12 protein-coding genes are annotated in these 11,647 nt (G+C 69.3%); 7 read left to right on the forward strand and 5 right to left on the reverse strand.

Annotated elements, in window-relative coordinates; genetic code table 11:
- The 5 genes from ACESL5_RS00190 to ACESL5_RS00210 form a co-directional block, all read left to right on the forward strand.
- Positions 1–303: hypothetical protein (locus ACESL5_RS00190; protein WP_372590758.1), on the forward strand; the 303-nt coding region annotated here is incomplete at its 5' end.
- Positions 300–1,271 (forward strand): acyl-CoA synthetase, encoded by a 972-nt coding sequence (locus tag ACESL5_RS00195; RefSeq protein ID WP_372590759.1) that lies wholly within the window; start codon positions 300–302, stop codon positions 1,269–1,271. The genes ACESL5_RS00190 and ACESL5_RS00195, both read left to right, overlap by 4 nt.
- Positions 1,268–1,870 carry an outer membrane lipoprotein carrier protein LolA gene (locus ACESL5_RS00200; protein WP_372590760.1) on the forward strand — a complete coding sequence of 201 codons (603 nt, stop codon included), beginning with the start codon at positions 1,268–1,270 and terminating at the stop codon, positions 1,868–1,870. The genes ACESL5_RS00195 and ACESL5_RS00200 overlap by 4 nt, the downstream gene beginning before the upstream one ends.
- Positions 1,867–4,236 carry an MMPL family transporter gene (locus ACESL5_RS00205; protein ID WP_372590761.1) on the forward strand — a complete coding sequence of 790 codons (2,370 nt, stop codon included), beginning with the start codon at positions 1,867–1,869 and terminating at the stop codon, positions 4,234–4,236. Before ACESL5_RS00200 ends, ACESL5_RS00205 begins: the two co-directional genes overlap by 4 nt.
- Positions 4,233–4,688 (forward strand): hypothetical protein, encoded by a 456-nt coding sequence (locus tag ACESL5_RS00210; RefSeq protein ID WP_372590762.1) that lies wholly within the window; start codon positions 4,233–4,235, stop codon positions 4,686–4,688. The genes ACESL5_RS00205 and ACESL5_RS00210 overlap by 4 nt, the downstream gene beginning before the upstream one ends.
- A 1-nt stretch (position 4,689) precedes the next feature.
- Here the strand turns inward: ACESL5_RS00210 and ACESL5_RS00215 are convergent, their stop codons facing one another.
- Genes ACESL5_RS00215 through ACESL5_RS00235 form a run of 5 tightly spaced genes read right to left on the reverse strand, consistent with a single transcriptional unit; the run spans position 4,690 to position 8,956 of the window.
- Positions 4,690–5,433 (reverse strand): polysaccharide deacetylase family protein, encoded by a 744-nt coding sequence (locus tag ACESL5_RS00215; RefSeq protein WP_372590763.1) that lies wholly within the window; start codon positions 5,431–5,433, stop codon positions 4,690–4,692.
- 3 nt (positions 5,434–5,436) lie between these two features.
- The gene (gene fabG, locus ACESL5_RS00220; RefSeq protein ID WP_372590764.1) at positions 5,437–6,180 is read right to left on the reverse strand and encodes a 3-oxoacyl-ACP reductase FabG; all 744 of its coding nucleotides are present in this window, start codon (positions 6,178–6,180) and stop codon (positions 5,437–5,439) included.
- The gene (locus ACESL5_RS00225; RefSeq protein ID WP_372590765.1) at positions 6,173–6,994 is read right to left on the reverse strand and encodes a beta-ketoacyl synthase chain length factor; all 822 of its coding nucleotides are present in this window, start codon (positions 6,992–6,994) and stop codon (positions 6,173–6,175) included. The genes fabG and ACESL5_RS00225 overlap by 8 nt, the downstream gene beginning before the upstream one ends.
- Positions 6,991–8,193, reverse strand: coding sequence for a beta-ketoacyl-[acyl-carrier-protein] synthase family protein (locus ACESL5_RS00230; protein ID WP_372590823.1), 1,203 nt, complete (start codon positions 8,191–8,193; stop codon positions 6,991–6,993). The genes ACESL5_RS00225 and ACESL5_RS00230 overlap by 4 nt, the downstream gene beginning before the upstream one ends.
- A 25-nt stretch (positions 8,194–8,218) precedes the next feature.
- Entirely contained in the window at positions 8,219–8,956 is a 738-nt protein-coding gene (locus ACESL5_RS00235) for a phosphatase PAP2 family protein (RefSeq protein ID WP_372590766.1), read from the reverse strand.
- A 259-nt stretch (positions 8,957–9,215) separates the two neighbouring features.
- On the opposite strand from ACESL5_RS00235, the gene ACESL5_RS00240 reads away from it, so the two are divergent.
- Together ACESL5_RS00240 and ACESL5_RS00245 are read left to right on the forward strand one after the other, a co-directional pair.
- Positions 9,216–10,613: an NAD(P)/FAD-dependent oxidoreductase gene (locus ACESL5_RS00240; RefSeq protein WP_372590767.1), complete on the forward strand. Its 1,398-nt coding sequence runs from the start codon at positions 9,216–9,218 to the stop codon at positions 10,611–10,613.
- Positions 10,610–11,644 (forward strand): Rid family hydrolase, encoded by a 1,035-nt coding sequence (locus ACESL5_RS00245; protein WP_372590768.1) that lies wholly within the window; start codon positions 10,610–10,612, stop codon positions 11,642–11,644. The genes ACESL5_RS00240 and ACESL5_RS00245 overlap by 4 nt, the downstream gene beginning before the upstream one ends.
- Positions 11,645–11,647: the final 3 nt, after the last annotated feature.

Raw genomic sequence — 11,647 nt, forward strand, 5'->3', positions numbered from 1 at the left:
CACACCGACGAACCGGTATTCGCAGGGCATTTCCCCGGTCGACCTCTCCTGCCCGGCGGCATGCTGCTCGACTGGGCCGTCAGCGCCTTCGCACAGGCACAGGGACGGTCGAGCACGACCTTCGCCGTGCGCCAGGCACGCTTTCTCGCCCCGGCATGCCCCGGAATGACACTGGCGATCGAAGCGGGTAGCGATCGCCGCGGTCGCCCCCGTCTGCGCGTGACCTCGGTCGGGGAAGGCGAATGCCTGCTCGACCTGCTGCTCGAGACGCCTGCGCCAGCACTCAAGAAGACGTCGGCATGAGCGCGTCGGAACGTCGCCCGGAAAATGAATGGCAGGGACGCGAGGAACGAGGCCATGCCGCACTGATGCGCCTGATGGCCTTTCTCTCCCTTAAAGCCGGTCGTAGGGCCAGCCGCTTGCTGCTTGCGCCGATCAGCCTCTACTTCCTGCTCTTCGTCCCTTCCGCCCGGCGCGCCAGTCGGGAGTTCCTCGCCCGGGCACGCGGCCGCCCCGCCCGCTTCGGCGAGGTCTATCGGCATTTCCACCACTTCGCCAGCACCGTGCACGACCGCGTGTTCTTCCTCAACGGCCGATTCGACGCCTTCGACATCGAGGTGGAGGGACGCGAATGCTTCGAGCCGCCGGAACCGGCCATCCTCGTCGGGGCCCACTTCGGCAGCTTCGACGCACTCCGGGCCGCGGCCTGGTCGGAGCGAGACCTGCCGATCGCCATGATGATGTACCCGGAGAACGCGCGAAAGATCCAGCGCGTCTTCGCGGCGATCAACCCGGGAAAGGCCCGGGACATCATCCCGCTGGGTCGCATCGACTCGATGCTCGAGGCAGGCAGGCGACTGGAGGCCGGTCACCTGGTAGGCATGCTCGCCGACCGCAGCCTCGAGGGCGACAGCATGGCGCGACGCGCCTTCCTCGCCCACCCGGCCGGCTTCGCCGAGGGGCCGTTCCGCATGGCCGCCGTGCTGCGCCAGCGCGTGCTGTTCATGGCGGGCATCTATCTCGGCGGGAACCGCTACCGCGTGCACTTCGAGCCGCTGGCAGACTTTCGCCACCGCTCCGGGCGAGGCCGCCAGGAGGCCGTCGATGCGGCCATGGATCGTTATGTGCAGCGCCTGGAGGCGCTCGCACGGCGGTATCCGGAAAACTGGTTCAATTTCTACGACTTCTGGGCTGATGACCGGGCCGAGATCGAAGCACGACCGCCACACCACAGATCCGCAGAACGAACCCCTCGGGAGGAGTCATCATGAGCGCCCCTCGCCTCACCTTCGCCATCCTCTCGCCGCTGCTACTGCTGCTGTCCTCGCTGCCGGCGCAGGCCATCGATCTCGAGACCCTGGCCACGGCGCTCGCCGAGCGCGGCGCGGGCAGCACGGCGTATCGGCAGACCCGGCACCTCGGGGTTCTCGACGAGCCCTTGCATTCCAGTGGTCGATTGATCTTCGAGCCCCCGGACCGGCTGATCCAGGAACAGCGGGAACCCGAACCCCAGCGGCTGATGCTGGCCGGTGAGCGCCTCGTGGTCGAGGCCGACGGCCGTCGCCGGGAGATCGACCTCGCCGATTCGCCGCGCGGTGCGGCGCTGGCGGCCAGCCTGCGCGGCGTACTCAACGGACGGTTCGACGCCCTCGAGGAGGACTACGAGCTTGATCTCGACGAGCGCCACGACGGAGGCTGGCGACTGACCCTGCTGCCGCGGGACAGGGGGCTGGCCAAACGGATCCGGCGCATCGAGATAATCGGAAGCCTTGATGGCGACCATGCCGCGGCCGAGCGCCTGACCATGGAGTTCGCGAATGGCGACCGCAGCGTGATGCACATGCAACCCGCCGCAAGGGACACGCCTTGAGACAGAGCACGCGCAGCTGGCTCGTGATCGGCCTCTGGCTGGGCGTCGTCCTGCTGGCAGTCGGCAGCATCAGCCAGACCCGCTTCACGTCGGACATGTCCGCCTTCCTGCCCGCCTCGCCCAGCGAGGAGCAGCACCTGCTGGTGGAGCAACTCCAGGAAGGCGGCATCTCGCGGACCTTCCTCCTGGGCATCAGCGGCGGCACCGCCGAGCAGCGTGCCGAGGCGAGCCGCCGGCTGCAGGCGCGCCTCGCGGACGAGCCGGCCTTCACGGCGGTGCAGAACGGCGGGCGAGCGGCAGTCGACGCCAGCCGAGCCTATCTGTTCGACCACCGTTACCTGCTCAGCCCGGACGTGGACGCCGAGCGGTTCACCGCTGAAGGCCTCGGCGAGGCCATCGAGCGGAGCATTCACCAGCTCAACTCCCCGCTGGGCGACATCGCCCGCGAGCTCTTCCCGCGCGACCCGACCGGCGAGCTGATGGCTCTGCTCGACGACCAATCCGCTGACCAGGGGCCGTCACGCTGTTGCGGCGTGTGGATGTCCGGCGACCGGTCGCAGGCGCTGCTGGTCGCCCGGGCAGCCGCACCCGGCTCTGACACCGACGGGCTGGCCGATGCGCGGGAGCGGATCCACGCGGGATTCGCCGCCGTCCGCGAGGGCGTCGCCCCCGACCTGCAACTGACCGTGGCCGGCTCGCCCGCCTTTGCCATCGACGCCCGCGACACCATCCGCGCCGAGGTGCAATGGTTCACCACCCTGAGCGTGCTACTGGTCGCGAGCGTGCTGCTGCTCGCCTACCGCTCCGTTCCGGTACTGCTCGCCGGACTGCTGCCGGTGGGCACCGGCGTGGTAGTGGGCATCGCCGTGGTCGGGCTGGGCTTCGGCGAAGTCCACGGCATCACCATCGGTTTCGGCACGGCCCTGATGGGCGAGGCGATCGACTACAGCATCTACTACTTCGTCCAGTCCCGTGACGCGGATAACGACCGCACGGCCGAGCGCGCCTGGCGGGCCGACTACTGGCCCACCATCCGACTGGGCCTGGTCACCTCGGTGATCGGCTTCGCCGCGCTGCTCTTCTCCGGCTTTCCCGGCCTGATGCAGATCGGCCTGTACGCGATCACCGGGCTGCTCGCCGCCGCCCTCGTGACCCGCTACGTGCTGCCCGTGATCGGCCGCCGCCTGCCCCGCGCGGACATCGCCGGGCTGGGGCGAGCGATGGCCGGCCCGGTCCGCGCCCTGCCGCGGCTGCGCTGGCCGGTGCTCGCCCTCGGGGCGGCCGCCTTGTCCGCCATCGTCTTCGCCCCCGGGGAACGCTGGCGCGACACGCTTTCGGGACTCGCGCCGATCGATCCGGCACTGGAAGCCGCCGACGGCGAACTGCGCGAGGAGCTGGGTGCCTCCAACCCCCGTTTCCTGGTCGTCCTGACCGGCCCGGACCGTGAAGCGGCCCTGCGCGCCGCCGAAAATGCGACCCCGATTCTCGACCGTTTGGTGGCCGAAGGCGAGCTGGCCGGCTACCACTCCCCGACGGACATCCTGCCCTCGCGGGCGACGCAGCTGGCACGCCAGCAGGCCCTGCCGACGGCGGAGGAACTGCAACGCCGACTGGAAGATGCCACCGCGGACCTGCCGGTCTCCGCCACACGCCTGCAAGGCTTCGTCGAGGACGTCGCCCGTCAGCGCGAACTCGAGCCCGTGACGCTGAGGGATCTCGAAGGCACACCGCTATGGCTCGCCATCGCCGGGCAGCTGCCCGGGCAGGCCGGAGAGAACGCCGTGGCCATGATCACGCTGCGTACCGTCGCCGGCACGCCGCCAACGGACATCGAACGGCTATCACGGGCCCTGGCCCCGGTCGAATCGGCGGTGGTGATCGACATGCTCGGCGAATCCAACCGCATGTACGCCCACTACCTACAGACCACGCGCAGCATCGCGTTAGCCGGCGCGGTCGCCATCGTCCTCCTGCTGCTGTTCGTCCAGCGCGATCCGCGACGGACCTTGCGCACGCTGCTGCCGCTCGCGCTGGCCATTCTCTTCGTGATCGGCGGGCATGCGATGGCCGGCAGCGCCCTGACCCTGCTTCACCTCGTGGGGCTGCTCCTGGTGGTGGCGATCGGTTCGAACTACGCGCTGTTCTTCCAGGGGCGTGGCGGAGGCTCGCTGGACCCGCGTACGCTCGCCTCGCTCACACTGGCCACCCTGACGACGGTCACCGCCTTCGGCGTGCTCGCCTTCTCCTCGGTGCCCGTTCTGCAGGCGATCGGCGCCTCCGTGGCCCCCGGCGCGCTGGCCGCCTGGCTGCTCGCCGCCGTATTCTCCGATCGCACCCGACAACCCGCGGAGGAGACCTCCGGATGACAGCCGACACCCAGCTCGACGCCGCCCGCCTCTGCGAGCGACTCCCCCACACGGGCGACGTCTGCCAGATCGAATCGGTCAGCCACTGCGACGAGGACGGTATCGTCTGCCTGACACGGGCCCATCGACGCGCCGACAATCCCCTGCGGGTAGGCGACCGGCTCGGCGTGCTCGCGGGCGTGGAAATGGCAGGTCAGGCCATGGCCCTGCACCAGGCGCTGCGCGGCGACGATGGGCCGCCGCGGACCGGTGTGGTCACCCGGGCTGGCGACCTCCGTTGGCAAGTGGAGCGACTGGATCAACTGCCCGGGCCACTCGTGATCCAGGTGACGAAAGAAGTCGAGGCGGGCGAACTGGCGCGCTACCGATTCTCCCTGAGCCATGACGAGCAGGTGGTGGTCGAGGGCCGCCTGTCGGTACTGACCACATCGGGCGAGGCCCCTCCCGGCTGATTCAGCAACGCGACGGATCGAAATCCAGCAGCGGATGGCCGGCGGCCTCGATGGCCTCCAGCCAAGCCGGCAGGCACTCGGCGGTCAGGGGGCGCGTGTCATGGAAGATCAGCACGATCGGGCGAGCGGGGTCGCTGTCTGCCTGCTCTGCCCGTGACAGCCGTGCGAGCAATGTCTCGCGCACCTGGTCGCCATCGGCGCGCGGGTCGGCGTCACCGGAGGTGATCCCGGCGACGTCCCGGTAACCGGCGCGACTAACGGCTTCACGCCAGGCGGGCGTGCGCAACAGGTAGGGCGCGCGGGCGATGGGCTCGCCGCACGAGTCCCCCGAGGCTACATCAGTGGCCATATCCGGAACGACACGCTCGACGGTCCGCTCCCACTCGCGCAAGAGCGCCATCACCCGGTCCCCACGGCGGAACCATGGCCAGCGCGGCCAGAAATGACGACCGCCGTGATTTCCCAGGCAATGCCCCTCCGCGACAATCTGTCGCGTGAGCTCCGGATGCGCCGCCATGCTGCCCTTGTCCGTCCAGACCTCGTAGGGCGCGAACAGTCGTCGCCGCGCGAACCAGCCGGCGGGGTTCTCGGCCAGGGTGAAAAAGGCGGCGCGCAGGGGCCACCCGTCCAATCCACCACGAGCCGCCAGCGCATCGAGCACGCGCTCGGTCGTCCCCGGGCGCGGCCCGTCGTCGAAACTGAGCATGACCGGGCGACGAGGAGCCGGCACGATGGTGCCTTTCATGACTCAGGTCATGCCGCCGTCGACGGCGATCACCTGTCCGCTGAGGTAGCTCGCCTTGTCCCCGGCGAGGAATCCGACCACCTCCGCCACTTCCTCGGGCCGGCCGGCCCGCCCCATCGGCACATGGGCCTTGATGCCCTCCGCGGCTGCCGAGTCCTCGCTCATCGCGGTGTCGATCAGCCCAGGAGCCACGGCGTTGACCAGCACCCCGCGGGACGACACCTCGCGCGAGAGCGCGCGCGTGGCGCCGATCAGGCCCGCCTTGGCCGCGGCGTAGTTGCTCTGCCCGCGGTTGCCGATCAGCCCGCTCACCGAGGCGATGTTGATGATCCGTCCCCAGCGAGTGCGGATCATCGGCAGGAGCACCGGCTGAGTGACGTGGTGAAACCCGTTGAGGCTCACATCGACCACCGCCCGCCAGCGCGCCGCCGACATGCCAGCCAGCGGGCCGTCATCATGCATGCCCGCGTTGTTCACCAGCACCTGCACGGGCCTTTCGGCGAGAATCGGGGCCAGAGCCTCTTCCACGGCGACGGGGTCCGTGACGTCGAAGACGATCGGACTGGCCGCATGGCCCGCCGCCCGCAGTTCCTCCGCTAATGCTTCCACCCGCGGGGCATTTCGATTGGCGTGCACGAGCAGGTCGAAGCCGTCGGCAGCCAGACGGCGGGCGATGGCCGCGCCGATTCCGCCGCTCGCCCCGGTCACCAGCGCCAGTCGGGCGGAACGGTCCGTCGGGTCAGGCATGGGTCGATTCTCCGGGTTTGTAGGTCAGCGCGAGGCCGGCGGCGCTGTCCAGCCCCAGGAAAAGGGATCGGGATTCACCCCGTGCCATAGCGTCCAGCAACGGCAGCAGTCGTGCGGCCGGCACGGATGCCCGCAGGTGCTCCCAGCCCGCCTCGTCCATCGTATTATCGCAGTATTCACAGTTACTTGTGTGGACTAGTTCAAGTCGGTCATCAGATGATGCCCCACCCGGGGCGAGCACGAGGGCGATGGCCATCGCCTCCGGAATGGGCTCGACCTGGCAGAGCGGTTCGGGGAACGGCAGGTCGTGGACGACGTAGAGCACGGGGCGATGCTCGAGCACCGCCTGCATGGCCGCCTCCAGCAGGCCGACCGCCGCCGTCTCGCCGTGGGCGGCGATGGCGGTGGCCGGCTCGCGGGAGCCCACCGCGATCGACCAGTAGCCGGACGGCGCGTTGTGCACGGAATTGTGGAAACGGATCGGCGAGATGGCGCGCTCCGGCTCGGCCAGCGCGGCGCAGCTGTGGGTGAGCACCTCGGTGTCGCCCGTCGACGAGGCGAAGATCATCGGCAGCGTCGCCGGATCGACGCCGGCGTCCTCGACCGCCTGCCAGCAGGCCGTCATCGCCAGCCGGGTGCTCTTGCCCGCCCGGCGTCGTTCGGTGCGCGGCAGCCGGTCGGCCTTGAGCGCCCGCCCGAGCTCCTCCAGCGGCACGTGCCCGGGCGGCTGGCCGTCGGACAGCGCCGCCCGCGCCTCCAACCAGTCGGACAGGCCGGCGCCGACAAACCCCACGCCTCGGATCGACAGTTTCATGACTCGTCCTCCGCACGCCCGAACAGCAGGCTGCAGTTGTTCCCGCCGAAGCCGAAGGAATTGGCCAGCACCCGCCGAACCGGCGCCGGGCGATTCTCCAGCAGTTGGTCGGCGCGAAATGCCGGGTCGAGCTGCCGGGTGTTGAGCGTACCGGGCAGAAAGTCGTGTTCGATGGCGAGCACACCCACGGCCAGCCCGGTGATGCCCGCGGCCCCTAGCGTGTGGCCGGTCAGCCCCTTGGTCGACGAGCAGGCCTGCCCCGGGCCGAAGACGGCCGTGAGCGCGCGGTCCTCGGCGGCATCGTTCACCCGGCTGGCCGTGCCGTGCAGGTTGACGTAGTCCACCGAGTCGGCAGTCACGTCGCCGGCGGCCAGCGCACGGCGCATGGCCAGCTCCGCCCCAGCGCCTTCCGGATGCGGCGAGGACATGTGGTGGGCGTCGACGCTCTCGCCCACGCCCATCACCCGGATGAATGCGTCGTGCTCGTCACCATGTACAGCCTCGACGAGGGCGAAACCGGCGCCCTCGCCGATCGAGATCCCGTCACGCTCCACGTCCCCCGGCCGACAGGGGCCCGGCGAGGTCAGTTCCAGCGAGGCGAAACCGTAGAGGGTGGTCAGGCAGAGGCTGTCCACCCCGCCGACGACCACCGCGTCGCAAAGCCCGGCAGCGATCAGCCGCTGCGCGCTGGCGAAGACCTTGCCGCTCGACGAACAGGCCGTCGAGATGGCATACATCGGCCCGCCCAGTCCAAGCCGGTCGCGCAAATAGCGCGGCGCCGAGGAGAGCTCGTGGGTGGTGGCGTAATGCAAGGGTGTGGGCAAGGCTCCCGTGTCGGAGTCACGCTCGCGGAAGGCCAGTTCGGTATGCAGGATGCCCGAGGTGCTGGTGCCGATGACCACGCCGATCCGCCCGGCGCCATGACGGCGGATCGCGGCGGCGACGGCCTCGGGAAACCCGTCCTGCTGAAGGGCCAGCTCGGCGAGCCGGTTGTTGCGGCAGTCGTAGTCGGACAGCCCTGCAGGCAATCGCACCGTCTCGATGCCAGGTACCCGGCCGATCCAGGTATCGAGTTCGACGTCGAGAAAGTCGCAGGGCGCCAGCGCACTCCGACCGTCACGCAGGTGATCGAGCAGCGCCTGCCGACCGGCGCCGGCCGCCGTGGTAACGGTCCAAGCGCGCAGGGCAAGCGGCGGCAGTGCTCCGTTCGATGCGTTCATGCGTTCAGCCTCGCTTCACGATCGATGGCTCGGACGAGGCACCCGCGGGCACGGCGTTACCGGCCCGCTGGACCCAGGCGGTGGTCGCAAGCATGCCCATCGCCGCCAGCATCGTTCCGCCGAGCACATCCCAGAACACGTGCTGGGCGATCGCCAGGGTGGAGTAGACGATTCCCAGCGCCCAGCCCAGCGAGACCAGCCGCCAGACTACCGGCAGGCGCATGGCGAGGATCAGTCGATCCATCCAGAAGGCGCTGAACAGCGCGGTGGCCACGTGCAGGGAGGGAAACGCGTTGCCGGCGCTGTCGACCTCGGCCAGCCAGGCGAACTCGGGCGCACCGGCCCAGAGGGCCGGATCCCGCTCGATACTGGTGGGAAAGACCAGAAAGACGGCCAGTCCGGCCAGGCACAGCCCGCCGATGGCCATCCCGTAGCGGACCAGCGTACCCCGGTCACCGATCAGCGCCGGCACCAGCGAGACGTAGAACCACAACGAGGCATACAGGTAGAAGAACGCGGGCTGGAAGGGCACCAGCTGGTCCACCCAGGTCGCGCCCATCACGTACGGGTCGCCGCCGGGGTGATTCAGCAGGTGAAAGTAGGCCACGAAGAACAGGGACATCATCGTGGTGGTGCCCACCGCCTTGAGCAGCCAGCAGCAGGCCAGCCGACGTCCCAGTCCGCGCCGATACCGGAGCGCGCGCCCCGGCTGGAGATCCTTCTGCTTGCCACCCGTTTCCAACGCCCCGCTCCAACTGCTCCGACTCGAGAACGCGGGACTATCGCACGTCCTTCTCGAAACGATCAAGTTGGAGCCGCGCCGCCCTGCCCGGCATCGTTCGCCTGCCCAACCATATTGACGCGCCGGGCTTCGATCCCGATCATGACGCCCCGACGCGGCTTCCAGGGAAGGCAAGCGCGGCCCTTTCAAGGCTCGGCTCCTCCCGGTCAAATCGCAGACACCATCTGTCAAATCGACCTGACGCCCGAGAACCAGCCCGATGCACCACCAGGACAGCACCTGCCACGATTCGACCCCCGGCAAGCCGACCGACACCGCCACCTCACGCTACTGCGACGTGTTCGTCGTCGGCGGCGGCCCCGGGGGCTCGACCCTCTCCACGCTGCTGGCGCGCAAGGGGCACGACGTGGTGATGGTGGAGAAGGAGCACCACCCGCGCTTTCACATCGGCGAATCCCTCCTCCCGGCCAACCTCGAGCTGTTCGAGACCCTGGGCGTGGCCGAGGAGATCGCCGAGATCGGCATCGACAAGTGGGGTGCCGAGTTCGTCTCGCCGCACCATGACCATGTCCAGCCGTACAACTTCGCCGAGGCCTGGGACAAGTCGATGCCCAAGGCCTACGAGGTCGAGCGGGCGGAATTCGACCGCATCCTCTTCCGCAACGCCGAGCGCAACGGCGCACGCACCTTCGAGGGTAATCGCGTGGTGGACATCGACTTCCACGAGGAAGAACGTCGTGATCCCGCCGACCGGCCGTACCACGCCACGGTGACCACCGAGGACGAACAGGGCCAGCGCGTCGACTGGCACACGGCCTTCGTCGCGGACGCCACGGGGCGCGACACCTTCCTCGCCCAGCGCCACGGCTGGAAGCGGCGCAACCCGAAGCACAACAGCGCCGCGGTCTTCGGCCACTTCCGCGATGCCAAACGCAACCCGGGCAAGACCGAGGGCAACATCACCCTGTTCTGGTTCGATCACGGCTGGTTCTGGTTCATTCCGCTGAAGAACGGCGTGACCAGCGTGGGCATGGTGACCTGGCCCTATCACATGAAGTCCCGCAAGGGCCGCTCGCTGGAGCAATTCCTGTTCGACAACATCGAGACCGTCCCGGAGCTCGAGCGACGGCTGGCCGATGCCTCGCTGGTGCGGGACGTGCAGGCGACCGGCAACTTCTCCTACTCCGCCGATCGCAGTCACGGTGAACGCTTCATCCTCGTCGGCGACGCCTTCGCCTTCATCGACCCGGTGTTCTCCAGCGGCGTGATGCTCGCAATGCAGGGCGGCGTGTTCGGCGCGGAGGCCATCGACACGGTGCTGCGCGAACCGGCTCAGGCGAAACAGGCGCTCAACCGCTACGACCGTCAGGTGCGCCACGGACCGAGGGAGTTTTCCTGGTTCATCTACCGCATCACCAAGCCGGTGATGCGCAACCTGTTCATGGGGCCGCGCAACATCTTCCGCGTGCAGGAAGCGCTGATCTCCCTGCTCGCAGCGGACATCTACCGCGGCACGCCCATCTGGCGGTCGATCCGCATCCTCAAGGGAATCTACTATCTCTCGTCGCTGGGGCAATGCCGCCGGGCCTTCGCCGACTGGCGCGCCCACCGGCGCAAGGTGCGCCCGCTGACCCCGGAATCCGACCTGCGCCAATGACGCAAGCGGCGACCAACTCGGCCACTGTAATCAGGTCCCCGGAGCGGCTGCTCGGGGCACTGATCACGGCGGACACCCGCCTGGAGGCCCGCGGCGGCTGCGTGGCGCCGCTACCGCTGACCGTGCTCGAAGGCGAACCCAAACACGCCCTGGAAGCCTTTCTCGCCCCCGCTGAAAACCGCTCGCTCCCCGTCACGTCCCGCGACGCTCTCGGCTGCACGACCACGGCCGGCCACTGGACCTTCGGCCAGCTGCCCATCGACGAGTCCCGCGGACTGGCCGTTGGTGCCGAGGCGGCCTACACGGAACTGCTTGCACGAGTCGCGCGCGAGGGCACGCCGCACCTGTGGCGCGTCTGGCACTACCTGCCGGCAATCAACGCAACCGACCCCGAGACCGGCATCGAGCGCTACCGGCTGTTCAACCAGGGCCGCGCCGCTGCCTTCACCGCCGCCGATCGTCCCGCGGGGCCGTCGGCGCCGGCGGCCTGCGCGCTCGGCAGCCCGGCCGACACGAGCGGCCGCCTGGTGTTTCTCGCCTCGGACAGCCCGGCGATCGGCATCGAGAATCCGCGCCAGGTCAGCGCCTGGAACTATCCCCGCCAGTACGGGCACAAGAGCCCGCTGTTCGCCCGGGCGGCCATCGCCCGCGGACCACGGCATGACTGGCTGTTCATCTCCGGCACCGCCTCGATCACCGGGCACGCCACCCGCCATCGCGGCGACGTGTACGCACAGACCGACGAGACGCTGACCAACCTGCAGGCCGTGCTCGACGAGGCCAATGCACGCCGTCCGGCCGACTGTCGCGCCTTCGACTGGAACCCGACCACCCACCTGCGCGTCTACCTGCGCCACCCGGACGATCTCGCCGCGGTCCGCGCACGTCTCGACCAGCAGCTCAGGGCGGTCAGCCGACGCGTGTTTCTGCAGGCCGACATCTGCCGAGAGGATCTGCTGGTCGAGATCGAGGCGACAGTCCATCAGCCACGGGACGGAAACGACGGCGACCGGCTGTGGCCGGAGCTGTGAACA

Origin of the sequence: Guyparkeria sp. (genome assembly GCF_041687595.1) — a bacterium.
In the GTDB taxonomy this organism is placed as follows: domain Bacteria; phylum Pseudomonadota; class Gammaproteobacteria; order Halothiobacillales; family Halothiobacillaceae; genus Guyparkeria.